This window comes from Prevotella sp. DNF00663, assembly GCF_001553265.1.
Taxonomy (GTDB): domain Bacteria; phylum Bacteroidota; class Bacteroidia; order Bacteroidales; family Bacteroidaceae; genus Prevotella.
Genome location: NZ_KQ960620.1, coordinates 26,117 through 51,855 on the forward strand (window position 1 = coordinate 26,117; position 25,739 = coordinate 51,855).

At 38.4% G+C, this 25,739-nt stretch carries 23 protein-coding genes, 5 tRNA genes and 1 other RNA gene; 16 read left to right on the forward strand and 13 right to left on the reverse strand.

Annotated elements, in window-relative coordinates; translation table 11 throughout:
• Entirely contained in the window at positions 1–1,032 is a 1,032-nt protein-coding gene (locus HMPREF3034_RS06145; protein ID WP_036900297.1) for a diacylglycerol/lipid kinase family protein, read from the reverse strand.
• A 187-nt stretch (positions 1,033–1,219) separates the two neighbouring features.
• Here HMPREF3034_RS06145 and HMPREF3034_RS06150 point away from each other — a divergent pair, with 187 nt between their 5' ends.
• From HMPREF3034_RS06150 to HMPREF3034_RS06175, 6 genes are all read left to right on the forward strand, one after another.
• Complete coding sequence (locus tag HMPREF3034_RS06150; protein ID WP_062434061.1) at positions 1,220–2,407, forward strand: serine palmitoyltransferase; 1,188 nt, start codon at positions 1,220–1,222, stop codon at positions 2,405–2,407.
• A 428-nt stretch (positions 2,408–2,835) separates the two neighbouring features.
• On the forward strand, positions 2,836–6,039 hold the full coding sequence (locus HMPREF3034_RS06155) for a TonB-dependent receptor (protein WP_036900288.1): 3,204 nt from the start codon (positions 2,836–2,838) through the stop codon (positions 6,037–6,039).
• Between the two features lie 214 nt (positions 6,040–6,253).
• Positions 6,254–6,328 (forward strand) — tRNA-Arg (locus tag HMPREF3034_RS06160).
• An 82-nt stretch (positions 6,329–6,410) separates the two neighbouring features.
• Entirely contained in the window at positions 6,411–7,757 is a 1,347-nt protein-coding gene (gene mtaB, locus HMPREF3034_RS06165; RefSeq protein ID WP_062434063.1) for a tRNA (N(6)-L-threonylcarbamoyladenosine(37)-C(2))-methylthiotransferase MtaB, read from the forward strand.
• Entirely contained in the window at positions 7,754–8,764 is a 1,011-nt protein-coding gene (locus tag HMPREF3034_RS06170) for a glycosyltransferase family 2 protein (RefSeq protein ID WP_062434066.1), read from the forward strand. Before mtaB ends, HMPREF3034_RS06170 begins: the two co-directional genes overlap by 4 nt.
• A gap of 285 nt (positions 8,765–9,049) precedes the next feature.
• Positions 9,050–9,685, forward strand: coding sequence for a gliding motility protein GldB-related protein (locus tag HMPREF3034_RS06175; RefSeq protein ID WP_369793992.1), 636 nt, complete (start codon positions 9,050–9,052; stop codon positions 9,683–9,685).
• On the opposite strand, the gene HMPREF3034_RS06180 is transcribed toward HMPREF3034_RS06175, so the two are convergent.
• Positions 9,675–10,613: a tRNA modification radical SAM protein MnmL/YtqA gene (locus HMPREF3034_RS06180; RefSeq protein WP_036900275.1), complete on the reverse strand. Its 939-nt coding sequence runs from the start codon at positions 10,611–10,613 to the stop codon at positions 9,675–9,677. The two genes, HMPREF3034_RS06175 and HMPREF3034_RS06180, sit on opposite strands and share 11 nt — an antisense overlap.
• A gap of 71 nt (positions 10,614–10,684) precedes the next feature.
• On the opposite strand from HMPREF3034_RS06180, the gene HMPREF3034_RS06185 reads away from it, so the two are divergent.
• Positions 10,685–12,889: a S9 family peptidase gene (locus HMPREF3034_RS06185; protein WP_062434070.1), complete on the forward strand. Its 2,205-nt coding sequence runs from the start codon at positions 10,685–10,687 to the stop codon at positions 12,887–12,889.
• A gap of 88 nt (positions 12,890–12,977) precedes the next feature.
• On the opposite strand, the gene HMPREF3034_RS06190 is transcribed toward HMPREF3034_RS06185, so the two are convergent.
• The 9 genes from HMPREF3034_RS06190 to rnpB form a co-directional block, all read right to left on the reverse strand.
• On the reverse strand, positions 12,978–13,244 hold the full coding sequence (locus HMPREF3034_RS06190; RefSeq protein ID WP_036900300.1) for a PqqD family protein: 267 nt from the start codon (positions 13,242–13,244) through the stop codon (positions 12,978–12,980).
• A 5-nt stretch (positions 13,245–13,249) separates the two neighbouring features.
• Positions 13,250–13,735, reverse strand: a complete 486-nt coding sequence (locus HMPREF3034_RS06195) for a S24/S26 family peptidase (RefSeq protein WP_062434073.1) — start codon at positions 13,733–13,735, stop codon at positions 13,250–13,252.
• Entirely contained in the window at positions 13,702–14,529 is an 828-nt protein-coding gene (locus HMPREF3034_RS06200) for a hypothetical protein (RefSeq protein WP_231725619.1), read from the reverse strand. Before HMPREF3034_RS06200 ends, HMPREF3034_RS06195 begins: the two co-directional genes overlap by 34 nt.
• Positions 14,530–14,673: 144 nt before the next feature.
• Positions 14,674–15,162, reverse strand: a complete 489-nt coding sequence (locus tag HMPREF3034_RS06205) for a hypothetical protein (protein ID WP_062434076.1) — start codon at positions 15,160–15,162, stop codon at positions 14,674–14,676.
• 22 nt (positions 15,163–15,184) lie between these two features.
• On the reverse strand, positions 15,185–16,048 hold the full coding sequence (locus HMPREF3034_RS06210) for a sigma-70 family RNA polymerase sigma factor (protein WP_062434079.1): 864 nt from the start codon (positions 16,046–16,048) through the stop codon (positions 15,185–15,187).
• 172 nt (positions 16,049–16,220) lie between these two features.
• A complete protein-coding gene (locus HMPREF3034_RS06215; RefSeq protein ID WP_036900257.1) occupies positions 16,221–17,687 on the reverse strand; it encodes a Do family serine endopeptidase in 1,467 nt (488 codons plus the stop codon).
• Positions 17,688–17,884: 197 nt separating this feature from the next.
• Complete coding sequence (locus HMPREF3034_RS06220) at positions 17,885–18,292, reverse strand: YkvA family protein (protein ID WP_036900255.1); 408 nt, start codon at positions 18,290–18,292, stop codon at positions 17,885–17,887.
• Between the two features lie 27 nt (positions 18,293–18,319).
• Positions 18,320–18,745 (reverse strand): hypothetical protein, encoded by a 426-nt coding sequence (locus HMPREF3034_RS06225; protein ID WP_036900252.1) that lies wholly within the window; start codon positions 18,743–18,745, stop codon positions 18,320–18,322.
• Positions 18,746–18,786: 41 nt separating this feature from the next.
• An RNA gene (gene rnpB, locus HMPREF3034_RS06230) (RNase P RNA component class A) lies at positions 18,787–19,151 on the reverse strand.
• A gap of 270 nt (positions 19,152–19,421) precedes the next feature.
• Here rnpB and HMPREF3034_RS06235 point away from each other — a divergent pair.
• From HMPREF3034_RS06235 to HMPREF3034_RS06275, 9 genes are all read left to right on the forward strand, one after another.
• Positions 19,422–20,066, forward strand: a complete 645-nt coding sequence (locus HMPREF3034_RS06235; protein ID WP_062434081.1) for an HAD family hydrolase — start codon at positions 19,422–19,424, stop codon at positions 20,064–20,066.
• A gap of 115 nt (positions 20,067–20,181) precedes the next feature.
• Positions 20,182–20,254, forward strand: a tRNA-Gly gene (locus HMPREF3034_RS06240).
• A 41-nt stretch (positions 20,255–20,295) separates the two neighbouring features.
• A tRNA-Leu gene (locus HMPREF3034_RS06245) sits at positions 20,296–20,377 on the forward strand.
• A 28-nt stretch (positions 20,378–20,405) separates the two neighbouring features.
• Positions 20,406–20,492: transfer RNA gene (locus HMPREF3034_RS06250), tRNA-Leu, on the forward strand.
• 9 nt (positions 20,493–20,501) lie between these two features.
• Positions 20,502–20,574, forward strand: a tRNA-Gly gene (locus HMPREF3034_RS06255).
• Positions 20,575–20,604: 30 nt separating this feature from the next.
• Positions 20,605–21,156 (forward strand): hypothetical protein, encoded by a 552-nt coding sequence (locus HMPREF3034_RS06260; RefSeq protein ID WP_062434088.1) that lies wholly within the window; start codon positions 20,605–20,607, stop codon positions 21,154–21,156.
• Positions 21,157–21,187: 31 nt separating this feature from the next.
• The gene (locus tag HMPREF3034_RS06265) at positions 21,188–21,601 is read left to right on the forward strand and encodes a single-stranded DNA-binding protein (protein WP_036900893.1); all 414 of its coding nucleotides are present in this window, start codon (positions 21,188–21,190) and stop codon (positions 21,599–21,601) included.
• A 16-nt stretch (positions 21,602–21,617) separates the two neighbouring features.
• Entirely contained in the window at positions 21,618–22,943 is a 1,326-nt protein-coding gene (gldE, locus tag HMPREF3034_RS06270; RefSeq protein ID WP_082721713.1) for a gliding motility-associated protein GldE, read from the forward strand.
• A 4-nt stretch (positions 22,944–22,947) separates the two neighbouring features.
• Complete coding sequence (locus HMPREF3034_RS06275) at positions 22,948–23,571, forward strand: 4'-phosphopantetheinyl transferase family protein (RefSeq protein ID WP_036900891.1); 624 nt, start codon at positions 22,948–22,950, stop codon at positions 23,569–23,571.
• Between the two features lie 40 nt (positions 23,572–23,611).
• On the opposite strand, the gene pgk is transcribed toward HMPREF3034_RS06275, so the two are convergent.
• Together pgk and HMPREF3034_RS06285 are read right to left on the reverse strand one after the other, a co-directional pair.
• A complete protein-coding gene (gene pgk, locus HMPREF3034_RS06280; protein WP_036900889.1) occupies positions 23,612–24,865 on the reverse strand; it encodes a phosphoglycerate kinase in 1,254 nt (417 codons plus the stop codon).
• Positions 24,866–25,128: 263 nt separating this feature from the next.
• The gene (locus tag HMPREF3034_RS06285; RefSeq protein ID WP_156431056.1) at positions 25,129–25,647 is read right to left on the reverse strand and encodes a hypothetical protein; all 519 of its coding nucleotides are present in this window, start codon (positions 25,645–25,647) and stop codon (positions 25,129–25,131) included.
• Between the last annotated feature and the right edge of the window lie 92 nt (positions 25,648–25,739).

Here is a 25,739-nt window from a genome sequence, read left to right on the forward strand (position 1 = left end):
TTAGATGTTAAGCTTGCGTTGCAAAACCTTGCTTAGGGCTTGGGCACGCCTACCTTGTTTGCTAATATCACTACGAATGACGTTGATTTCGTTAAAAAGTTCTGCGGCAGCAGCTTGTAATGCATTCGGTTTTCTTAAATCTCGATTTGCCTCGGGATTGATAAGCATCTTTATGCCTTTCTCTTGTAACGATATATTTATGTCTTCACCAGTCATGACAGGGTCTCCGTCGTAGTGTATGAATCCCGGTTTACTTCTATGTATTTGTAGTTGTTTGCAACGAAACGACTTGATTTTGGAATTTTTATCAAGTGTTTTGTTAAACATATCGATACTAATTTGAGGAGCTTCCAATACGTCGAATGGTTCCATAATCACAATATCCATCAGTCCATCACTCATAGAAGCCTGAGGTGCGATATAGGCGTTGTTGCCATATTGAGAGGCATTGGCACACGAAATAAGAAATGCTTTGTATTTAGCAGAACTTCCCTTGATGTTGATTTCGTATGTCTCCGGTTGATAGCTGAGCCCTTCAAGCAATATATTCTCAACATAAGTGATAGGGCCTCGTTTTCCCGATTCTGCAAATTTATGGCTGACGAATGCGTCAAAGCCCATGCCGCAAGTACAGAAGAAAGGATAACCGTTGATGATACCATAGTCTAAATCCCGAATCTCACACTTGTTAATGACAGCCATAGCTTTCTTGAGATTCATCGGAAGCATGAGATGTCGAGCCAATCCGTTGCCTGAACCGCAAGGTATTATTCCTAAAGCAGTGTTGGAATGTACGATGGAACGGGCTACTTCGTTAACCGTTCCATCGCCCCCGATAGCTACAACAATGTGTACACCATCATTTTTAGCTTTGTTGGCTAGTTCTGCTGCATGACCGGCATGTTCTGTTGTTTTGATGTCATAGTCAAAGAGTTCTTTGTCTAGACATTTGTCTATCAGTTCAGGAATGCCTGCTTTGTTGGTCGTTCCTGAAATAGGATTCATGATGAAAACAATTTTTTTCTTGCCCATTTCCTCTCTGATAGTGTTATTATAAATTCTTTGCAAAAGTAGTAAAAAAACGCTTATATACTGATTTGTTCCTATGATAAAATTACATAAAAGACATATTTCCGGTAAAAAAGAATGATATATAACATCTTTTTCGTATCTTTGCAGCCTATAAAAAATAATGTAGTTCTCTACACCTATTATTAAAATGGGACAGTTACAAGAAAGATACAGAAATTATCGTGAGCCTCAAAAGTTTATGGAGGCAGGAGTGTATCCCTATTTCCGTGCGATAACGAGCAAACAAGGAACAGAAGTTGAAATGGGTGGCCATAAGGTCTTGATGTTTGGATCTAATGCATATACAGGCTTGACAGGTGACCAACGAGTAGTAGATGCGGCAAAGGCTGCACTTGATCGTTATGGTTCGGGCTGTGCAGGAAGCCGTTTCCTTAATGGGACTCTGGACATTCACATCCAACTGGAAAAAGAATTGGCAACCTTTATGGGCAAAGACGAAACTCTTTGCTTTTCTACTGGCTTCTCTGTAAACCAAGGTGTGTTGGCTATGGTCGTTGGAAAAGGCGACTATATCATCTGTGATGATCGCGACCATGCTAGTATTGTGGATGGTAGACGCCTTTCTTTCGCTCGCCAGTTGCATTACAAGCATAATGACATGGAAGACTTGGAGCGTGTGCTGAAAGCGCTTCCGTATGAGGCTGTGAAGTTGATTGTCGTTGATGGTGTGTTCTCAATGGAGGGTGACTTGGCTAAACTTCCTGAGATTGTTGAGCTGAAACACAAATACAACTGTTCTATCATGGTTGACGAGGCGCATGGTTTAGGAGTTTTCGGTAAGCAGGGTAGAGGTGTTTGTGACTATTTCGGATTGACAGATGAAGTTGACTTGATAATGGGAACGTTCTCAAAGAGTTTGGCTTCTATTGGTGGATTTATTGCATCTGATGCTGATACCATCAATTATTTGCGCCATACTTGTCGCACTTATATCTTCAGTGCATCTAATACACCGGCTGCTACTGCGGCCGCACTTGAAGCTCTTCATATACTCCAAGCAGAACCTGAGCGTTTAGACCATTTATGGGCTGTGACTCGTTTTGCATTGAAGCGTTTCCGCGAAGAGGGATTTGAGATTGGTGAAACCGAAAGTCCTATCATTCCGTTATATGTACGTGATATTGATAAAACATTCTTGGTAACCAAGATGGCTTTCGATGCCGGAGTGTTTATCAATCCGGTTATACCGCCAGCTTGTGCTCCTCAAGATACTTTGGTACGCTTTGCTCTGATGGCAACTCATACCGAAGAGCAGGTAGAACGTGGTGTTCAAATCTTGAAGAAGATATTTGTTGACTTAGGTCTTATTAAATAAGACTTTATAAAAGAGACTGTAAATACAGATGGGGATATGTTTTTTGCATATCCCCATTTTTTGTTTCGTTTGGTTGCAACGCCTCGGCAAGGTTGCTGAATAGGCCTGTCAGCAAATCTGTTTGATATAAGCAGGATTGCTGTTAAGCGCTTGCAGCAATTTGATGTCGGATACTCGGTGAGATGATATTATTTATGTGGAATGGTAATTAACGATATTATGAATCTCCTTATAGATAAAATTTTTTGTGGTTTGAAATTAACTTGTTTTCTAGAATGATTTTGTGTTTCTCGGATTTAATGTGGAACTACTTTGTCATTTTAACGTTATTGTAACACTCATTTGGATAAAATTATTTAAATTTGCAGTGAATTATTTATTTAGGGGGATTCCTCATAGGTCTAAATTAAATTTAATTAATCAAAGTTATGCAGAAAAGATTGCTCTTTCTGATGATGCTCCTGTTATTGACAACATCATCTTTAATGGCTCAAGTAACAACATCTAGCATCAATGGTAAAGTCGTGGCTGATGGTCAAGATGTTATCGGTGCTACAATTACAGCCGTACACGTGCCGTCTGGTACACGGTATAATGCTGTTACTAATGACAAGGGACGTTATGTAATCCAAGGTATGCGTGTTGGTGGTCCTTACACAGTCTCTATTTCCTATATAGGTTATAAAGATGATGTAAGAAAGAACATTAGTTTGACTTTAGGTGAAGCTACTGCTATTAATGCCGATTTGAAAGAAGATGCGCAGGTATTGGGTGAAGTAACAGTTACCGGAGTTGCAGGAAGAGGTGGTATGGGTGCTTCTTCAAATTTCTCACAACAGAATATTGATAATGCGCCTACGATTAATCGAAATGTGTATGATGTAGCAAAATTGTCTCCACTGGTAAATTCAAATAAGTTTGGTGGTATCACGATTGCGGGTAGCAATAATCGTTACAATTCGTTCCAGATAGACGGTGTAGTAAGCAATGACGTGTTTGGTCTTGCTTCTAGCGGTACAAACGGAGGTCAGACCGGTGCTAATCCTATATCAATGGATGCCATAGAACAGATTCAGGTTGTAGCATCTCCATTCGATGTTCGTCAGAGTGGATTTACCGGTGGCGCTATCAATGCCATTACCAAGTCGGGTACCAACGTGTTCCATGCTACTGCATACGGATATTATACCGATCAAAACATGTATTCTAGTTGGAGCCAACAATATGGTAAGAAACAGAAACTTACTGATGAAAGCACCAAGACTTTGGGCTTTACTGTGGGTGGTCCTATCATCAAAGATAAATTATTCTTCTTTGGAAGTGTAGAATATAAGAAGGATTCACATCCGGCAACATACTATCCCGGAGCAGAAGGTTACTTCATCTCAGAAGCTACAGCAGCAGCTATCTTGGACAGATATGCTAAAATAACAGGACTTACAGATACTTATAATCCAAGAAATATTGATACTCAATCATGGTCTGTACTTGGTCGTTTGGACTGGAACATCAATGCCAATAACAAGTTTGCCTTGAGATACCAGATGAACGATTCTTATAAAGACGTATATGCTACTTCTTCAAAATCTTATTTCTTTAATAATAGCGGATATAGAATGAAGGATAAGACTAATTCGTTTGTAGCAGAGTTGAACTCACATTTGAGCGCTTCACTATATAATGAGTTGCGTGCAGGTGTAAGTTTTATCAGAGATAAGCGTGGTATAGCTTATTCTGGTCCTAGTATTTATATTTCCGGTGCGGGTAATTACGATGTTAAGACCGGAGCAGAAACAGGCTCTGCTAAATATTCTATATATTTGGGAACAGAATATTCTTCAGGTGTAAACCGTTTGAATCAAGATATTTGGACTTTAGAGGACAATCTTTCTTGGTACAGAGGAAACCATACATTCACCTTTGGTACTCATAACGAGATTTATAACATGGAGAATGCTTTTATTCAAGCGGCTAATGGGCAATATGTGTATAATACTATTACCGACTTCATGAATGATAAAGCAAAGAGTTTTGCTTGGAAGTATTCTGATAAAGATATCACTGGTACAACAAGATGGGCAACTCCTTTCAAGGCTGGACAGTTTGGCCTCTATGCACAAGACAAGTGGGATATATCTACTTTGCTGCAGTTGACTTATGGTATTCGTTTCGATATTCCGGTGTACTTTAATTCTCCATCGACAAACGAAGAGTTTAATGCTTCGGAATATGCAACTACTTATGGCGTGAAAGTTGGTCGTAAGCCCAGTTCTAGTGTGATGGTATCTCCACGTGCAGGCTTCCGCTGGTTCTTAGACGAGAGTCACAAATCACAACTTCGTGGTGGTTTGGGTATCTTCAATGGTCGGGCTCCATTTGTTTGGATTGAAAATGCGTGGGCTAATACAGGTATAGAGATGAAAGGTGTAACTTTCTATAGTCCCAATGTTCCTAGCTTTGCTACTTACGGTACAGATACAGAAAAGGCTGCAAACTCTGCAAAAGGAAAGGCCAATAAACCGGATATCAATACGGTTGATCGTCATTTTAAATTTCCACAAGTATTCCGTACCAATCTTGCTTGGGAGCAAGTATTGCCTTATGATTTCAAGTTGACCTTGGAAGGATTGTACTCTAAGAATATGAACAATGTGTGGTTCGAAAATCTCGCATTGAAACCAAATGGTAAGGTTTATGCGGTTAATAGCGACTTTGAGAATTCTGCTACAACATATTATAATAGTGTAAGAGGTAGTTATAACCAAATTATTAATATGAAGAATACGAATAAGGGTTATAGCTATAGCTTGAGTGCAAAAGTAGAGAAGAGTTTCAAGTTTGGCTTAGATTTGATGGCTAGCTACACATTCGGTCACTCTTATTCCGTAAATGATGGTACTTCCTCGGTAGCGGCATCTAACTGGGGATATTTCTATTGTACAGATCCCAATGTACAAGAAGTTGAATATTCTATGTTTGATACACCTCACCGTGTATTGGCAATGGCTAACTATAATTCGAAGCGTTATGGTAACGGCCGTTGGCAGACCCATATATCTCTTACATACAATGGATATAGCGGACAGCGTTATAGTTTTGTTATGTCTGATAAGTCATCTGCTTCTTTCAATGGCGATTATCGTAGTGGAAATTCGCTGTTGTATATCCCAACAGAACAAGAATTGGCTGTGATGTCATTTGCTGATGTTAAGGACAGTAAGGGAAAAGTAATTACTACGGCAGAGCAAGGGCGTGAAGCTTATGGTAACTGGATTGCTTCTAACAAATATGCACGTAATCACAGAGGACAATACGCTAGACGTAATGGAACTTCTGCTCCTTGGGAGAATCACTTTGATCTTCACCTTTCACAAGACTTCTACTACTTGAAGGATAGAGGAAGCAAGGTAGAGTTAGTACTTGATGTTATCAATGTAGCAAACATGCTCAATCATAATTGGGGTACATATTATGCTAATGTATATAGTGAGAATATCTTGCAAGTAGTTGGTACTTCAAAAGATGCGAAGGGCAATCAAGTAGCACAATACACCTATGTAGGCAATGCTCCTACTATCAGCGATTTCTATAGTAGATGGCATGCACAGATTGGTTTAAGAGTTACATTCTAATATGTAGAAAATCAAATCATAGCAAGTGGATAATCCTGAGAGGGTTATCCACTTTGTTTTTCGTAGATATGGAGGACTTATCAAGAGTTTAGAAGCAGCATTAATATTGTAAAACAAGATAGTGAATGCTCGTAAAATGCGAGGGTAAAATTTGGTGGTTTCACTTTAAATTACTAATTTTGCGGACGGTTTCAGACGGAACTTGTTGGTTAAAGGTTCCGTAGCTCAGTTGGATTAGAGCAACAGCCTTCTAAGCTGTGGGTCTTGGGTTCGAACCCCAACGGAATCACTTTCCAAATATTCGTCTGAAAAGAGGCTGATTAGTGTAATGCTGATTGGCCTTTTTATTTTTAAATTAGTAAAGTGTATCTATGATAGATAGTTCTGCATTTCAGGGTAAGAAAGCAGCTTATTATACATTAGGTTGCAAGCTCAATTATTCCGAGACCTCAACATTTGAACGTATGTTGGGCGAGATGGGCATTGTTCCGGCAGCAGAAAATGAGAATGCTGATATCTGTTTGGTGAATACTTGTTCTGTAACTGAAGTCGCAGACCATAAATGTCGTCAAGCAATTCATAAGCTAGTACGTAATAATCCCAGTGCTTTTGTCATTGTAACAGGATGTTATGCTCAATTGGAATCCGAAAAGGTGAGCCAGATAGATGGTGTTGATTTAGTACTTGGTAGTAATGAAAAAGCTAACTTGATACAGTATCTAAGTGATGCATGGAATACAGTTGGCGAAGGACAAAAAGAACATTTACATCGTTTTCACTCTGTAAAGACAAAGGATATAAAGACTTTCCAACCATCTTGTTCGCGTGGTAATAGGACCCGATATTTTCTGAAAGTACAAGATGGATGCAATTACTTTTGTACCTATTGTACGATACCTTATGCCAGAGGATTCTCCAGAAATCCATCAATTGCTTCGCTTGTGAAGCAAGTAGAAGATGCTGCGAAAGAGGGAGGAAAAGAAATTGTATTGACTGGAGTGAATATTGGAGATTTCGGAAGGACTACCAATGAATCATTCTTAGATTTGGTAAAAGCGTTAGATCAGGTAGAAGGAATAGAGCGTTTTCGCATCAGTAGTCTCGAACCGGATTTATGCAGTGATGAACTTATTGACTATTGTGCTTCTTCACGAGCATTTATGCCTCATTTCCATATTCCTCTTCAGAGTGGAAACAATGAAGTGTTGAGATTGATGCATAGACAATATAATAGAGAACTTTTTGCTCATAAGATTCAGTTGATTAGAGAAAAGATGCCTGATGCTTTTATAGGAGTGGATGTAATGGTGGGATGTCGTGGTGAAAAACCGGAATATTTTGAAGATTGTTATGATTTTCTTGCGTCTTTACCCATTGCGCAACTGCACGTCTTTCCATATTCGGAACGTCCCGGAACGAGTGCACTCTCTATACCTTATGTGGTAGATGATAAAGAAAAGAAGGTTCGTTCGCAGCGCTTATTGGAATTATCGGACTCTATGACTCATCATTTCTATAAGGAATATATTGGCAAAGAAGCCCTCGTTTTATTCGAGAAAGCATCAAAGGGTAAGGCGATGAACGGGTTTACAGAAAATTATATACGTGTAGAATTGCCGCCCTCGCAGTCTAAGGAAGAGTACGACAACCAAATCATGAAAGTTACTTTAGGCGATTTCAACCTAAAAAGAAATGCTTTAAAAGCCATACTTCAATGAAAATTGCTATCGTTATATTAAATTGGAATGGTGTAAACCTACTGAAAGAGTATCTTCCGTCTGTCATCAGATATTCTGTCGGAGCTGATGTTTGGGTTGCTGATAATGCATCTACGGATTCCTCCTTAGCACTCTTGAAGAGCGAATTTCCAATGGTGAGGCTTGTACAACTAGATAAGAATTATGGTTTTGCAGGTGGATATAATAATGCATTGAAGGAAATTTCAGCAGATTATTATGTCATCTTGAATTCTGATGTGGAGGTGACGGATGGTTGGCTTGCACCATTAATAAAGTATATGGAGTCTCATCCGGATGTAGCTGCTTGCCAACCCAAATTACTTTCCATTCTAGATAAGGGGCTGTTTGAGTATGCAGGGGCTTCTGGTGGTTTCTTAGATAGCTTAGGGTATCCTTATTGTAGAGGTCGTATCTTTGATGTAGTGGAGGCTGATAGAGGGCAATACGATGATATTTGTGAAATCATGTGGGCTACAGGGGCCTGTTTGGTTATCCGATCCAAGGATTTTTGGAATATCCAAGGATTTGATGAACGTTTCTTTGCCCACAACGAGGAAATTGATCTTTGTTGGCGTTTGCGAAATCTTGGCCGAAAGATAGTTGTGATTCCACAAAGCGTAGTGTACCATTTTGGTGGTGCCACCTTGCCTCAAGGGAATCCTCAAAAGACTTTCCTCAATTTTAGAAATAATCTCTTAATGCTTTATAAGAATCTTCCGAATAAAGAATTAGGCAAGGTGATGAGTTGGAGATGGCTTTTGGATTATCTAGCAGCATGGCAAACTCTGCTCGTTAACAGGAATGTTGGTGACTTTAAAGCTATTTATCGGGCACGGTGGGCATTTAAGAGAATGCTCAGTGAGTTCAAGTCTGATAGAGAGCAAATTCAAGCAACAAGAAAAGTAACGAGTCGAGATATTGAAGTGTTACCATCTATATTGTGTAAGTACTATTTTTGCAAAAAGAAGTTTTTTTCAAATCTTTGAACTAGCGGATAGTCCGCATAATAATTAAATTTTCAACACAAATTTAATTATTTTAGCTTAAAATTTTGTGAAAAACATAAAAAACACTATATTTGCAGAGAGATATTATATTTGTTTTTGAGGTACTTGTGTTACATATTACTTCCACTCATGTGGCTTTGTTCGGCGTGTGAGTTTAAGTTTAACAATACTGATGAGAAAGATCATCGTAGTATTGCTATACATCGTTTTGACAGATTGGAAAGTAGATATTTAACTACGGGGGATTTTTCTGCGCTTCAACAAATGAATACTGACTACCCAATAGAGACACGTACGTTGATAGAGAATGTGTTGAATCTGGGCGATGTGAATGAATCGGACATTAATAGCAGGTTGTTGAACTATTTTCAGGATGCTCTGTTACAAGATGTTATTTTGGCTGTTGATTCGCAATATGTAGATATGTCAGATATTAGTAAACTTATGTATAAGGCTTTTAGGAGACTTGGGCATGCAATTCCTAGTATACCTATTCCTGAAATTTATACTCAAATAGGAGCATTCAATCAGAGTATTGTTGTTGGCGATGGAATGATAGGTATTTCCTTAGATAAATATTTGGGTAATGATTTTGGTCCTTATGCCAAGTTCTATAATCAGCAGCAACGTGCTACAATGACACGCGAAAATATTGTTCCTGATTGTATTAGTTTCTATCTACTCAGTTATTATCCTGCACCTATGGGGAAAAATGAGAAGGAAACACTTAGATTGAAAGCTGTGCACATGGGGAAAGTGATGTGGGCTGCCAATAAATTAACTGATAGCCATATCTTTCAAACAGCCTATGTAGATAGGGTAGAGCAATTTATGAAGAAGCATAAAAACTTACCTATCAAGCAATTGATGGAGTTGGAAGATGGAGGATTTATGAATTAATATGCTCAAAGGAGCAATATTTTTGTCCTTGATATATGCCTTTCTGTTGCAAATAATTGTTGAATAAGTTCGTAAATTGGTAGTTTTTAAGCCCCCATCTAGGAGCTATTAATTTGTTTTCAGGCGATTGGCTGACAAATCGATCCAGTGTAATTGTGGGATTTAATCGGGTGATATATTCTGCTAACAATTCTATATATTCTTCAACATTAAACAGATGAAAAGGGTGTTCTTGGTATTCTCGTGCCATTTCTGTTCCTGTTATGATCTGTAGTTGATGTATTTTTAGCAGGTCTAAGGGAAGTCTAGAAATGTCATCAGCTTGTTTGAGCATGCTATTTCTATCTTCGCCGGGGAGTCCAAGAATGACGTGTCCTCCTGTGAGGATTCCATAATCATGAGTCAGTTGAACAATATCTTTGCTACATTGATAAGTATGGCCACGGTTGATGCGCTTTAGTGTCGTTTCATTGGTACTTTCAATTCCATATTCTATTAACACAAATCTCTCTCGGCCTAGTTGTTGGAGATATTGTAATAGCGATTCATCGATACAATCGGGTCTAGTTCCAATTACAATACCAACGACATCTTCTACAGAAAGGGCTTGTTCGTATTTGAATTTGAGTGTATCTACAGATTCGTATGTGTTGGTATAGGCTTGAAAGTAGGCTAGATATTTCATTTCAGGATATTTTTTTGAGAAAAACATCTTACCTTCTTGCAGTTGTTCTTTAATAGATTTGTTGTTGCTACAATATGCCGGACTGAATGTACTATTGTCACAAAAAGTACATCCACCATAACTAATTCTACCATCTCTGTTTGGACATGTGAAACCTGCATTGATAGAAATCTTTTGGACTTTGAATGGTAGCTTGGCCTTTATCCAGCTTCCAAAGTCGTTATAGTGTAGTTCTTGAGCCATAAATACGAGTAATAGATTGCAAAATTAGTGATTTTTCAGTAATTTTGCAGTTAAACCGAAACATTATTCAAATGAGAAAATTACTAACCATGCTCGTTTCTAGTCTATTGTTAACAACTAGTCTTTATGCGGTAGAAGAGATTACGATACCTGATATAACTAGTGGCATGTTTGCCGGCAAACGCTTGAATGGCCTTAATCCGATAGCGGGAACAGACTCTTATGCTAGTATCAGTGCTGATAGGAAACAAATATTGAAGTATTCGTTTGCGACCGGTAAACGGCAAGAAATACTGTTTGATGTTTTCAATACGATTGGTCATAAGATTACTGAAGTGGATGGATATCAGTTTTCGCCCAATGGAAAATTCATCCTTATTCAAACAAATACAAAACGTATTTATAGAAGATCGTATAGTGCAGTGTACTATATATATACGATAGCTTCAAAGAAATTGGTACCATTATCGGATGGTGGATCTCAGCAGATGCCCGTTTGGTCGCCCGATGGGTACCAAGTGGCATTTGTAAGAGAGAATAATATCTATCTTATAAAGCTGTTGTACGATAATGCCGAGTCGCAAGTGACGAAAGATGGAAAGCCGAATTTTATTATAAATGGAGTTCCGGATTGGGTAAACGAAGAAGAATTCTCAACGAATTGTTCATTGAGTTTTAATGCTGATGGTTCTATGTTATGTTGGATAAAATATGATGAATCTAAGGTTAAAACCTATGATTTGCAGATGTTTAAAGGTGATACACCTGTAAAAGAAGAGAACTCGGACTATCCTTCTCATTATTCCTACAAATATCCTAAAGCCGGATATGACAACTCGGTAGTGTCTGTATGGAGTTATGATATAAAATCTCATCAAACCAAACAGCTTCAAATTCCGGTTGATCAAGATGGCTATATTCCACGTCTCAAGGTTGGGAATGAGCCTAACAGTATGATTGTGTTTACCATGAATAGACATCAAGATGAGTTATGTCTTTATTCTGTAAATCCTAGAACAACTCTTTCGCAACTCCTTATCAAGGAGAAATCTGATAAATATGTGAAAGAAGAAGTATTGGAAAATGTAATTATCGGAAAGAATAGTATACTACTTCCTAGTGATAGAGATGGGTATATGAAGCTATATTTGTATACGCTGTCTGGTCAATTCAAGCGAAAGATAGGTGCAGGTGACTTTGATATTACCGATATTTACGGATATGATGAGAGTACTGGAGACATTTATTGCCAAGCAGCGTTACAAAATCCACACGATAGACAGGTTTTGATCTTTCACCAAAATGGTAAAATGGAATCATTAACCAATCAAGCAGGTTGGAACTCTGCAATATTTTCTGGAGATTATAAGTATTTTGTGAATACCTGGAGTGATGCAAATCATCCTTATGTGTATACTATACGAACTAGTTCTGGGAAAGTGTTAGATACTCCAATTGATAATGCTGAGTTGGCAAATAAAATTTCTAACTATGGGTTTACGGCTAAAGAGTTCTTTACGTTTACAACCTCTGAGGGAGTCAAACTAGATGGTTGGATGGTTAAGCCTATTGATTTTAATCCATCAAAGAAATACCCCGTCATTTTATATCAGTATAGTGGACCGGGCAGTCAACAAGTAGTTAACTCTTGGAATATTGGTTCTATGGGGAATGGAGGAGCCTTTGATTACTTCTTGGTACAGCAAGGTTTTATAGTCGTTTGTGTGGATGGACGTGGGACTGGAGCCCGAGGATCGGAATGGGAGAAGTGTACTTATTTGAATCTTGGAGCTTTGGAAGCTAAAGATCAAGTTGAAACTGCATTGTGGTTATCTAAACAAAGTTATGTTGATGGGAAACATATTGGAATATGGGGATGGAGTTATGGAGGATTCAATACACTTATGAGTATGAGCGAGGGACGTCCTGTGTTTTATGCCGGAGTTGCTGTTGCTCCTCCAACAAGTTGGAAGTATTATGATACCGTATATACTGAGCGCTATATGCGTACCCCTAAGGAGAATCCTAATGGATATAATGAAAATCCAATATCACGGGTAAAAGCTTTAAATGGAGATCTATTGATTTGCCATGGTGTTGCGGATGATAATGTTCATATACAAAATTCATTTGAATACTCAGAGGCATTGATTCAAGCAGGGAAGGATTTTAAAGAGAATTTCTACGTAAATCGAAATCATAGCATATATGGCGGAGAGACGCGTAATCACTTGTTAAAGCAAATTACTTCTTGGTTTAAAGACCATCTGAAGTAAAAGATAATACATAGTTAAGGCTCGGCTACTTTCACTAGTAGCCGAGCCTTAACTGTTATAGAGATAAATGATTGAACGTAACGTTGTGTTATATGATAATCTTCATGTCTTGTAAGTGATTGATAAACACTTGGGCATCGTTCTTTGCAACTTCGTAAGTAACCTCATATTCATTGGTTAACAAGGATGCTAAAGTATCCACGGTGAAATCTTTATCTTTGATGTTCTCCCATAGGAAACAAGCACTCTCGCTCAAACTGAGTATATTATTGAAGTCAATATTTGTTTCCCCTTCTGCAACTACGATACTCTCTCCACAAACATTCAATAATGTAAATCCTTCTTTTATTCTCATAATCATTATTTTTTTCTAGTTATTGGAATCCAAATTCTACGATATACTGCAAGTAGATATCTTCGTAATGGAATATGCATCCATATCCAAGAATAGATTTTCCATTTATAACCATCGGTACTGTCTAGTATTTTACGTCCTTTTCTATAGAAGCCAATACCGATGGCCTTTATATTTTCTACTTTACAATATTCTTTACTAATATTCCCATCTCCTTGTAAAGTTACATCATCTCCGTCAATTTTAATGATACGATGAAATACATACTTCTTAGGACTTATCTCTGCTAAGACGGCATCGCCCACATGTAATGACGTGACTTTGGCTAATAGGGCTATATCACGGTTATTATCCAAGAATGGTTGCATACTCCAACCGCTCATACGAAGTGTGACAGTGTGGTGCCCCTCCTCTATTAATGAAATGATTTTGGGAATCAAAACAGAGTTTGGAAGTACTATTCTGTTTGGCTTTTGACCGTCTTGTAACATAATAAAGCAGATTCTTTATTGGGTAGACAATGTAGAATATAGCTAACTCTTGCTTCAATAAGAAGAGATAACGTTTTGCATAAATCAGTAAATAATGTATGATCCCATTTCATAGCAGAACAAGAGGGAAGTATGGAAGCAAATGCTTCTGTTGGCTTCAATTTGTCAATACTATTTTCACTTGCTCTATCTATTCTGACAATTGCTCCTAATTTCATCCGTATATTGCGATAGCAGGCTGTCTTTCCACTCCAAGGGCTGCCATATATATATGGTGTATTATCAATGATTCGAACGATAGGGTTATCATCATTGATAAGTTCGCATCCAGAAATACTTTGTAGCCACATACTAGATTGCGTACTTTTTCCTGTACCACTTTTTGCAATGAAAGCGTAAGCATAATTATCTTTTCCCACAACAGAGGCATGTATCAATAGTGTTTGATACTTGCATGAAGCGAAAGCAAAAATGAGCATAAGTGCATTATTCAGACCAAAGCACCAATTCATATAGCTCCCATTCAAGGCACAATGACAGTTGCTAAAATCCTTATTGGTTTGTAGTAAGCAACACTGCACCTTATTGATATTGGCAATGATATATTGATAGCCTCCATTGTCTATATGGAATACAGCAGTATCACCATTACCAGTATCAAATTTTCTTATGAGCTTTAGCTTTGTTTTTTCTATCGGGGATAGTTCCTCGTCAATAGTAAGAGTGAATAAAAAACTTTCGTTAGTAGGTGTATTTTCAATCTTAAATGGTGTAAATGAGGGTATCAAGTCCATTATATCATATTTGTTGTTATCAAATATGATACGAATGTAGAATCCGGCGATTGCAAAATAGTATGTCACGAAAAAATCTTTTGCTTAAAATAATGAGTTATTATTATTTTGCTTGTGGCTACATGAGTCTGCCGCACATCAAGCTTATTCTCCTTGTTTCTGCTTACGTGCTTTTTTCTTATTGGCTTTCTTATTTGCCTTTTCTATTTCTTGCTCATCTGGAACAATTGGCTTGTAGGCAAAGCCTGAAGATGTAATGTATTTGACAGTGTAATGGTTTTTATCTTTACCCTTTCCTTTTACTGTGGTATATTTCTTTTTAGTCTTTAAATATTTCTTCTCTATATCTTTTCTATTATCACTATAAGTGGTAATACAAGTAGCATGACTGAATCCTAATTTGGCAAGATAGTCTTTTAATTGGTAGGAATAGTTGTCTCTACTATATAAGAATCCTTCATGGTCTATCCAAGCTGAACTCAGTTGTTGAATATCTGTGAAATATACAGTAGAATCATTGAACGATGCTGCTACCCCGTACATGTATACTTGATTACTATTCTTCTTGCTGGCATATACATGTGATGTAAAAAATACACCGGCAAGCAGCATGACAAAAAATCTTAGTTTCATTATTATCTTATTGTATTTAATATTATTGACCTAGATATGGCTTCAGAAGTTTGTTTTGTCCATGATGACGTAATCTTCTTATAGCCTTTTCCTTTATTTGTCTAACCCGTTCTCTAGTCAGATCATATTTGTTACCTATTTCTTCAAGTGTCATCTCAGGTTGTCCTATACCGAAGAATGCTACAATGATGTTTTTTTCACGTTCATTGAGCAATTGCAAAGCATGAGAGATTTCATCTTGCAAAGATTCTTGGACGAGTTGACTATCAGCTTGAGGAGCATCAGTATTAGTTAATACATCAAGCAAGCTGTTGCCTTCTCCTTCAGCAATTGGTGCATCCATTGATAAATGCCTGTTATTGACTTTCATGGCGTCCGCAATCTTATCTTCCGGAATATCTATCTTCTCGGCAATCTCTTCGATGCTAGGACGCCTCTCATGCTCTTGTTCGAATTTGTTTAAGATTTGATTAATCTTATTGACCGAACCAACTTGGTTAAGTGGTAGTCTCACTATTCTGCTTTGCTCGGCTATAGCTTGAAGAATACTTTGTCTAATCCACCATACGGCATACGATATGAATTTAAATCCTCTAGTCTCATCGAACTTTTCTGCAGCTTTAATTAATCCTACATTACCTTCATTGATTAAGTCTGGTAGACTTAGTCCCTGATTTTGGTATTGTTTTGCTACTGATACGACAAATCTTAGATTCGCTTTAGTTAAGCGTTCTAATGCACGTCTGTCTCCCTTACGGATGCGTCGCGCCAATTCAATTTCCTCATCTACCGAAATAAGGTCTTCGTGCCCAATCTCCTGTAAATATTTATCTAGAGAAGCACTCTCTCGATTGGTAATAGATTTTGTGATTTTCAGTTGTCGCATTAGCCGTTAATTTTAAGCTAAATGCAAAGTTAAGTGTTTCTTATAGAATGTGCAAATGTTTTACTCTTTTTTGCATAGTATGATATTAGCATATAAAACTAAAACAAAAAAGGACTTGATTTCTTTGAAAATGAAAATCAAGTCCTTCCTTTATTTGTAGTAGAGTTGTTTATTAATTAATCTTCACTACCTTATAATCTTTCTTTCCTGTGGGCCATATACCTTTGATAATGAGTACAGGGTCTTTACTTGTTGAAGCTGCTTTGACAGCATCTTGTAAATCGCTAATCGATTTAATTGGAGTGTCATTAGCGTATTGTATGATGAAGCCCGGAGTAATTCCACCTTCTTTGATAGCACCATTTGAGACCTTAGTAACTTCAAGTCCGAAGTTGATGTCAAGTTGCTCTTTAGTCGAGTTGCCTACAGGTCGGAAGCTAGCACCAAGTACATCAAGATCGGCAGTCTTCATTACTTTTGTATTGCCCTGAGCATTTTTCAGTGTAACAGTCTTTGTTGATTTAACCTTGTTGCGTAAATAGGTGATGCTAACTTTCTCGCCGGGGCGCTTCTTGGCCAATACTTCTTGTAGCTCAGCCATCTTAGTTACCTCTTTACCATCGACATTCGTGATTACATCACCGGCTTTAAGCCCTGCAGTTGCTGCCGAACCTCCTTCTTCAACTTCTGCTACATAGATACCGTCATTTGTTCCTAAATCAACTTCCTTATTTTGTTCTTTCTGTGCATTGATATAGTTTAATACATCTTGTCCTTTGATACCCAAAATAGCTCTTTGGACTGTCCCGTATTGTTTCAGATCGGCTACTACCTTATTCATAATAGTTGTAGGTATGGCAAAGCCGTAACCACTGTATGAACCTGTCTGAGAATATAGCATCGCATTGATTCCTACCAATTCACCACGAGCATTGACAAGCGCACCACCAGAGTTTCCGGGATTGATGGCAGCATCAGTTTGAATAAAGCTCTCAACACCATTTGCATACAATGAGCGTGCTTTCGCACTGACGATACCTGCCGTAACGGTGTTGTTAAGGCCATAAGGATTACCTACGGCAATCACCCATTCTCCTACTTTCAGGTCGTCCGAGTTTCCTATAGGCAGGGTAGGGAGGTTTTTGCCATTGACTTTGATGAGAGCTAAATCTGTTGTTTTGTCTGTTCCAATGATTCTTGCAGAGTATTCTCTGTTATCATTCAGTGTAATGGTTAACTCGTCTGCACCTTCTACCACATGGTTATTGGTTACAATGTAACCATCTGAACTGATGATGACTCCACTTCCGGTAGCTTCTTTTTTGGGAGTTTGAATCTTTCTTCTCTGCCTACCACCGTTGCTACCATCGTTTGGATTACCGAAAAAACCAAAGGGATCAAAGAATCCGCCAAATGGGTCGCTTGGTACATCGACTGTTTGGGTCTTTGAATTTTGGACATATTTTATATGGACAACTGCTGGAAGAGCTTTCTCCGATGCGTAAGTAAGGTCAATAGGCTGACCTGCTATCGCTGCATTTGTGCTACTGGTTGCATTTGCTTTGATGAATGAGCCTGCTGAAAGGCCAATGGCTACTATGCACATTGTGCCTAATACATACTTTGAATAATTCTTCATATTTATATTTGTTTTGAAACTTATTCTATATTCGCTGTTGAATTTATGCTTGCAAATATAGACGCAAAAAATCGAAAACTGCCATTATGTCGCAGTTCTTTATTCGATTTTAACAGTTGAATTTAACACTTTAACGGCTCTTAAATCCGTTACGAGATAAATTTACTTTGTTTTATAAATGTCTAGATGTAAGTTGCTTAAACCGGAGACTGTGTTGGGTCTTCTTTGAAGAGCTCGTCCATATTTGGAATCTCATCTTTATCAAACCATTGACAGAGCTTGTTTTGTGCCTTTAACTTTATTTCATCGGAGACCTCATTCCAAACTTTGTGTAAGACGAAGAACAATACAGCAAGGTCATCACCTAGTCCGGCGATAGGGATTGCGTCTGGAACTACGTCCAAAGGGGTGATAAGATAGCCCAAGGCGCCAAGGATGATGGCTTTGTCTTTTACGCTCACCTTATCATTATCCAAGGTGTAGTAGAGTAGGAGGGCTGCATATACCAATTTGGCACCGGCTCGTTTGGCTATTTGAGATATTTTGTCTAAGAAGCCTTTAGGGCTGAATTTGTCTTTATAACGCAGAATGTCTGATAATTCCATAGTCTGATTTTTATAGGAGTGTAATAATTACTTCTGATAGGACAATACTAGGCTTATGTATTCCTCTATTTTTGGGTTGTTCAGTTTCTTCAATCGGTAATAAATATATAATTTGGATATAGCTTTGTATAATAAGTACAGGCAGAAGCCTATAGCTATACCTACAAAGATGGAGTTTCGCCCCCAAGGTAAACTATCTTGCGGATATAGCGACATAGCCAAAATTGGTAAAACAATGAGAAAGCCCGAAACTGTCAGTTTGGTCCGTTCGCTTCCTAGGCTGTCCAAGATGGCTTGCTTGTCGAAAAGATAGTCGGTTAATTGTTCATCGCAGAGTTGGTAATCTTCCAGCTTGGGGAAGCCTGCTTCGCCTTGATGTGCTTTTATTTTGTTTGAAACTTGTTGCTGGATGTCATCAACAGCCTTGTCCAGCTGGTTTAATTGAAAAGCCATATAGCAATGTGTTTGTGATTTTAATACATTAGATAAAAAATGAAAGCAGTATCCCTGTAAGCCGGGTTCTGTTAAACTGTAAAAACAGCTACTGTCATTTATCTACTATGCAGGTCGCCCTACATCTCTAGCATCCTACCCTCCGTAGTTAGCATATGCTATTGAGCGAGTAACTCTTTGACTACGGTTTACATGGACTTGCAGCTTCCAGAAAGTACAGCCTGTTGATCACCCAACAGCTGGTAGGCTCTTACCCTGCCTTCTCACCCTTACCACCGAAGTGGCGGTTGTTCTCTTCTACTTATTCCTACTGTCACCAATAGCTTCTGTTTCAGAAGTGGAATACTCTGTGCTGCCCGGACTTTCCTCTTGCAATATATTGCCAGCGACAGTACCGAGACACTGCTTTCACGTGCAAAGATAGTCTAAATTCTCTTACTAATCAAAATTTATGTTCTAAAAACTCTTGCTCTTCTATTTGAAAAATTACTTTCGTGCCTTATCTGTTGCTGCAAAAAAATTACAGCATTTCTGATAACTTGTTTCAGCAATGCTGTTGTGGCTGTTCAATAACTTTGCTTGGCCTTTGCAGTATTTTATGATTTCTTGTTCGGACGTACTTTTAAGTCGTCAAAAATATCTACTTTTGCAATGTTTAGAAATGGAAATGTAGATTATGGCAAAATATCAGGCATATATATTTGATTTAGATGGTACGTTGTTGGACACTTTGGCCGATTTGGCAAACAGCTGTAATTATGCGTTGAGAAAACATGGAATGCCTGAACGAACGATAGAGGAAGTTCGCCAATTTGTTGGAAATGGAGTTCGGAAATTGATGGAACGCGCTATTCCCAATGGAGATAAGAATCCAAAATTCAATGAAACTTATCAGGCTTTCAGGGAACATTACCTCATACACAACCTTGACACGACCCGTCCTTATCCCGGTATCATAGAACTATTGCACCGGCTTCAAGCAGAAGGTGTTGCTATGGCGGTTGTCAGTAATAAATTTTATGCGGCTACAAGCGAACTTTGTGCGCACTTTTTCGGCGATTATATCAAGGTTGCTATCGGTGAACGTGAAGATATTCGTAAGAAACCGGCTCCGGATACTGTCATCGAAGCTTTGCACCAACTGCATGTAGAAGCAAGTAAAGCTGTCTATGTAGGTGATAGTGAAGTGGATGTACAAACTGCTCTTAATTGTCAAATGCCATGTATCAGTGTGTTATGGGGATTCCGTAGTAAGGATTTCCTTCTAGAGAAAGGTGCCTCGAAATTCGTTCAAACGCCGTTAGAAATCTTGGAAAAGTAATATATATAATAGGTGGTGTACAAAAAGAAAGTAAGAATGAAAAAAAATAAGCGAAAAATTTGTTGGCTCGGAAAAAAGCACTACCTTTGCAACCGCATTTAGAGAAGTGCTTAACGCGGAAATAGCTCAGTTGGTAGAGCACGACCTTGCCAAGGTCGGGGTCGCGGGTTCGAGTCCCGTTTTCCGCTCAACATTCTGAATAAATCCAATTGAAACAAATGTTTCAGAGGCCCAGGTGGCGGAATTGGTAGACGCGCACGTTTCAGGTGCGTGTGTTTCACGACGTGCAGGTTCGAGTCCTGTTCTGGGCACTTATTTGTTTAGAATGCTTTTTATGTTGGAGAGGTGGCGGAATTGGTAGACGCGCTACTTTGAGGGGGTAGTGATAATTGCATCGTGGGAGTTCGAGTCTCCTCCTCTTCACCAGTTTTTTTCGCGGAAATAGCTCAGTTGGTAGAGCACGACCTTGCCAAGGTCGGGGTCGCGGGTTCGAGTCCCGTTTTCCGCTCAGTTTTTAAGGAAAACATACTAATCCACAATGAATTTATATTTAAGATATTTCGATAAAGAACTATTGGCTACCAGTGTTGATGAGGCTATTGATTTTTTAAGTTCCATCCGCGAAATAGGGATGAATGAGGAATTGGAGGCTGATATCCGTGATTATGCAGCAAGTGATGTTTTCTATCCTAAACGTTATAAGGTTCGTCAACGCGTTTATTTCATTATCATTAAGACTACAGCGGCAACGATGGCTGATTTCAAACAGAAGAAAGCTTTACGTCCGATACCTGCCGGCCCGGTTGCTGAAAAGAGAGATTTAGCAGCTACGGCAATGACACGTTTGACAGAAGAGCGTCTAGGATGGTATGAAGGAGAATTAGATTTTAAACGCGTTGTGATGATACCCACTACCGGTAAACATGAATATCGTGATACTCATTTTGTGGTTCAATGCAAAGCTGTTTCCGGACAAGATTGTTACAATCGTATAATAGATCATCTTCGTGCCCGTGTAGATGGGAGATCTCAATTCCCATCAGCTAAAGGGAAAAACTTCCGTTTTCGTTATTTAGGTCTTTGGAAATAAATATTCATTCATTGTAAAGAGGCTATCCTATATGAATAAAGTAATGCTTATTGGTAATGTCGGTAAAGAGCCGGATGTTAGATATTATGATTCTGATCAAGCTGTAGCACAATTTCCTCTAGCTACAACAGAGAAAGGCTATGTCTTGCAGAATGGCACTCAAGTACCTGATCATACCGATTGGCACAATATAATCATGTGGAAAGGCCTTGCCAAAGTTGCGGAGAAGTATGTACATAAAGGAGATAAACTCTATATAGAAGGTCGTATTCGCTATCGTTCTTATGATGACCAAAAGGGACAACGTCGTTATGTAACAGAGATTATGGCCGAAAATATGGAATTGCTTACGCCAAAGTCTCAATCTGTAACGAGTACTGAATCGGCTTCAGGGCAGAAAACGAAGACGGAACAAACGGAGTCGCACGAGCCACTTCCCTTTTAACTAGCTATTTATTACATTGGATATATCTTTCATATTAGATTCCTTTCATGCGGTAACTTTTGTCCCGCCAACATTTGGTGTGCTGATTGCAGCCGGATTAGCTTTCTTGCTCTTGTTGCTTTCTGGTTTTGCCAGCTCATCAGAAATTGCTTTTTTCAGTTTGTCACCGACTGAACTTTCTCAGTTGGATGAGAAGAACCATAGAGACCGTTTAATACAAATATTGCGTGACGACAGTGAGCGTACTTTGGCAACTATTCTTATTACCAATAATTTTGTCAATGTAACGATTATCATGCTTTGCAATTATGTCTTTGGGGCTATACTTCATTTTGGACCTGAGGCATATTGGTTACAGTTTGTTTGCATCACGGTGATTTTGACATTTCTCTTATTGCTTTTTGGAGAAATCATGCCTAAAGTATATAGTCGTCAGAACTCTTTGCGCTTTTGCCGATTTAGTGTAAATGGAATATTGTTTTTCCGAAAGCTATTTTGGCCATTGGAATCGATACTCCTACGTAGTGGTGTGTTAGCCGAGAAAATAATTCAAAGTCATGACCATGTACTGAGTGTCGATGATTTGGAGCAGGCTTTGGAACTTACGAATAAGAATGATATCAAGAATGAAAAGAGTATGCTTCAAGGTATTATTCGTTTTGGCGATGAAACGGCAAAAGAAATCATGACGAGTAGACAAGACATTGTTGATTTGGATATTCGTTGTACTTATACAGATGTATTAAAGAGCATCGTAGAAAATAACTATAGTAGAATTCCTGTTTATCAAGATAATACAGACAATATTCGAGGTATACTCTATATTAAGGATTTGTTGCCTCACTTGTCGAAACCTGCTAATTTTCGCTGGCAAAGCTTGATACGACCACCTTATTTTGTTCCTGAAACGAAGAAGATAGATGATTTGTTGCGTGATTTCCAAGAAAATAAAGTGCATATTGCCATTGTCGTCGACGAATTTGGTGGTACGAGCGGTCTTGTGACAATGGAAGATATATTGGAAGAAATTGTCGGTGAAATCAATGACGAATATGATGAAGAGCAATCTATCTATTCAAAATTGAATTACAACACCTACATCTTTGAGGGTAAGACTTTGTTGAGCGATTTTTGCAAAATACTTCAAATTAGCGACGATGAATTTGCCGAAGTTGAAGGTGATGCTGATTCGTTGGCAGGTTTACTCTTGGAAATCAAAGGAGATTTCCCTAGTATTCATGAAAAGATAATCTATCGGAATTATTCTTTTGAAATTTTGTCTATTGAAGATAGAAGAATCAGCAGGATAAAGGTTGTTATTCTGCCAACAGAAATAAAATAGGCTTATGGCTTTGATGAGTGTGGAGACACTTGCTCCGGACGTTTTACTGGGCTTGTGGAAAATAGATGAGTTGCGTGTTGAGGACTTCTTGACTGCAAAACCCCAACTACATCCTATTTATGAGCAACAAATAAGTCTACATAAGAGTATTGCTCGCCAGATAGAGAAGTTAGCTATTTACTCCTTGTTAGACGAGATGACATACTCAACTTCGTTTTCTTTGATTCAATATAACGAAGATGGTAAGCCTTTTTATGAAGGATATAAGATAAGTATAAGTCATACAAAAGGTTATGCCGCTTTAATTTTGTCTAAAGAGCGAGAAGTCTCTATAGATATAGAGTATTTTAGTAGGCGTGTTGAAAGGATATTTAGTAGGTTTATTCGTCCAGACGAACAGTCGCATACTCTTAATGAAAAACTCATTAATTGGAGTGCTAAAGAAACAGTCTATAAATATTACTCCGCCCAGCATCTTGGTTTCTTTGCTATACGTTTGCTTCCCTATGAGGTTAAGAAATCTGGGATGGTTATTGTAGACAACTTAAAGACAGAAGAGCATTTAACGGTTTATTATCGAATGACACCGGACTATGTCCTTACATATACATACAAAGAAAGGGAATAGAGTAGAACTCCATTCCCTTTTATATTTAGAACGTATTTTATTATTCGCCCTTAATAGCTGCTACACCGGGAAGTACTTTGCCTTCAATAGCTTCAAGCATAGCACCACCACCTGTAGAAACATAAGAAACCTTGTCAGCCAAGCCAAACTTGTTAACAGCAGCTACAGAGTCGCCACCACCAACAAGTGAGAAAGCGCCATTCTCTTGTGTTGCTTGAGCAACATATTTTGCGATTTCGCCAGTACCGTGTGCAAAGTTCTCCAACTCGAATACACCAACAGGGCCATTCCACAAAATAGTCTTAGATGAAAGAATAATCTTCTTCCACTCTTCCAAACTTTGTTCTGCAGCATCCATACCTTCCCACTCATCTGGAATCTCGTTGATAGGGAATGTCTGGCGTTCTGTATCGTTAGAGAATTCTTTACCACATACGGTGTGGGTAGAAAGAGAAAGCGTAACGCCTTTTTCCTTGGCAGCAGCCATCACGTTTAATGCTTCTGGAATCAAATCATCCTCGTGTAGAGATTGTCCAATCTTACCACCTTGAGCTTTGATGAATGTGTAACCCATACCACCACCGATGATGAGGTTGTCTACCTTGTCAAGCAGATTCTTGATGACACCAAGTTTAGAACTAACTTTTGAACCACCAATGATTGCTGTGAAAGGATGCTGAGCATTCTTCAGAACGTTGTCAATAGCAGTTACTTCTTTTTCCATCAAGAAACCGAGCATCTTAGCATCTGCATCGAAGAAGTCGGCAATAACAGCTGTAGAAGCATGGCGACGGTGTGCAGTACCGAATGCGTCGTTTACATATACATCTGCATAAGAAGCTAATTTCTTAGCAAAATCTTTCTGACGAACTTTCATTTCTTTCTTAGCTTCGTCGAATTCTGGAGTACCTTTCTCTACACCTACAGGTTTACCCTCCTCTTCAGGATAGTAACGCAGATTTTCAAGGAGAAGAGCCTCGCCTGGTTTCAAAGCTGCGGCAGCTTCATCTGCTTTTCCACAATCTTCTGCAAATTTAACGTCTACACCAAGAGCTGCAGATACATTTTTAACAATCTGACCTAATGACAGTTCAGGCTTCACCTTGCCTTTAGGCTTACCCATGTGGCTCATCATAATCAACGCACCACCGTCTGCCAAAACTTTCTTCAAAGTGGGAAGAGCACCACGGATACGTGTGTCGTCAGTTACATTTCCATTCTCATCCAATGGTACATTGAAGTCCACACGGACGATTGCCTTTTTGCCGGCAAAGTTGAATTGTTCGATTTTCATTTTACCTTAATTATTTTGATAAGTTTAGAATTTCAATCTTGACGCAAAGATAATAATAATTCCTAAGACAGAAGAATACAAAATTGATAATTAATAGTTTTTATTGCTGTGTGTATTGAAAAGTTCATAATAGAGTAAAGCTGAACACAACAGTTCAGCTTTACTCTATTATTGAGAGGGATAATGCTTAGTACAATATAAACTTTATACTAATCTTCAAAGGTGATTTGGATGCGTCAACACTGGTTAACATACCATCCAAGTTACCTTCGATACCCGGCCCATCTATGCCCGGTAAAATTCAATTTGTATTCATACTGTTTTGTTGAATTTTTATAGCCTTTATCGACCGTCATCATAAATGTTTTCCACACAATTTTTATAGGTGATGAATGTGTAGGATGGTAGATAGATGTCGTATTATTCTTTAAATCTTTGACCGTAGCGTAGCAAGTAGTTTTGGTCTTAATAGGTTCTTTATCGTTTGGAGAATATATTACATCGTAGGTCTTCTTTACATCTTCAACATGCAGATGTAGTGTGATGACCGAGTCTTTTGTCTCAATCAACTTCACTTCCCAATCAAACCATGCGGGAATATCTGTTTGCTTTCCAGAACTGAAGTCAAAATTAGATCTGTCAATCAGTATATTAGCATTGATATCGTTCATCACAATATTCTGATTGTTGAGTTTCCCTTGAACGTAGCTCTGATGTAAAACGGCTTCTTCTGTATCATTGTCATTGCTACATGAAGTTACAGACGTTATTACCACTAACATGAGCAAAATTCCTATTTTTAATTTTTGAAGATATGCCATTTTACTCTGATTTTATCAGAGTCTTTACGGTGCAATCACAATATCTATTGCAT

Coding starts and splice junctions, on each gene's coding strand:
- HMPREF3034_RS06145 (WP_036900297.1), bottom strand. CDS start 1,032: ATGGGCAAGAAAAAAATTGTTTTCATCATGAATCCTATTTCAGGAACG.
- HMPREF3034_RS06150 (WP_062434061.1), top strand. CDS start 1,220: ATGGGACAGTTACAAGAAAGATACAGAAATTATCGTGAGCCTCAAAAG.
- HMPREF3034_RS06155 (WP_036900288.1), top strand. CDS start 2,836: ATGCAGAAAAGATTGCTCTTTCTGATGATGCTCCTGTTATTGACAACA.
- mtaB (WP_062434063.1), top strand. CDS start 6,411: ATGATAGATAGTTCTGCATTTCAGGGTAAGAAAGCAGCTTATTATACA.
- HMPREF3034_RS06170 (WP_062434066.1), top strand. CDS start 7,754: ATGAAAATTGCTATCGTTATATTAAATTGGAATGGTGTAAACCTACTG.
- HMPREF3034_RS06175 (WP_369793992.1), top strand. CDS start 9,050: ATGAATACTGACTACCCAATAGAGACACGTACGTTGATAGAGAATGTG.
- HMPREF3034_RS06180 (WP_036900275.1), bottom strand. CDS start 10,613: ATGGCTCAAGAACTACACTATAACGACTTTGGAAGCTGGATAAAGGCC.
- HMPREF3034_RS06185 (WP_062434070.1), top strand. CDS start 10,685: ATGAGAAAATTACTAACCATGCTCGTTTCTAGTCTATTGTTAACAACT.
- HMPREF3034_RS06190 (WP_036900300.1), bottom strand. CDS start 13,244: ATGAGAATAAAAGAAGGATTTACATTATTGAATGTTTGTGGAGAGAGT.
- HMPREF3034_RS06195 (WP_062434073.1), bottom strand. CDS start 13,735: ATGTTACAAGACGGTCAAAAGCCAAACAGAATAGTACTTCCAAACTCT.
- HMPREF3034_RS06200 (WP_231725619.1), bottom strand. CDS start 14,529: ATGGACTTGATACCCTCATTTACACCATTTAAGATTGAAAATACACCT.
- HMPREF3034_RS06205 (WP_062434076.1), bottom strand. CDS start 15,162: ATGAAACTAAGATTTTTTGTCATGCTGCTTGCCGGTGTATTTTTTACA.
- HMPREF3034_RS06210 (WP_062434079.1), bottom strand. CDS start 16,048: ATGCGACAACTGAAAATCACAAAATCTATTACCAATCGAGAGAGTGCT.
- HMPREF3034_RS06215 (WP_036900257.1), bottom strand. CDS start 17,687: ATGAAGAATTATTCAAAGTATGTATTAGGCACAATGTGCATAGTAGCC.
- HMPREF3034_RS06220 (WP_036900255.1), bottom strand. CDS start 18,292: ATGGAATTATCAGACATTCTGCGTTATAAAGACAAATTCAGCCCTAAA.
- HMPREF3034_RS06225 (WP_036900252.1), bottom strand. CDS start 18,745: ATGGCTTTTCAATTAAACCAGCTGGACAAGGCTGTTGATGACATCCAG.
- HMPREF3034_RS06235 (WP_062434081.1), top strand. CDS start 19,422: ATGGCAAAATATCAGGCATATATATTTGATTTAGATGGTACGTTGTTG.
- HMPREF3034_RS06260 (WP_062434088.1), top strand. CDS start 20,605: ATGAATTTATATTTAAGATATTTCGATAAAGAACTATTGGCTACCAGT.
- HMPREF3034_RS06265 (WP_036900893.1), top strand. CDS start 21,188: ATGAATAAAGTAATGCTTATTGGTAATGTCGGTAAAGAGCCGGATGTT.
- HMPREF3034_RS06275 (WP_036900891.1), top strand. CDS start 22,948: ATGGCTTTGATGAGTGTGGAGACACTTGCTCCGGACGTTTTACTGGGC.
- pgk (WP_036900889.1), bottom strand. CDS start 24,865: ATGAAAATCGAACAATTCAACTTTGCCGGCAAAAAGGCAATCGTCCGT.
- HMPREF3034_RS06285 (WP_156431056.1), bottom strand. CDS start 25,647: ATGTTAGTGGTAATAACGTCTGTAACTTCATGTAGCAATGACAATGAT.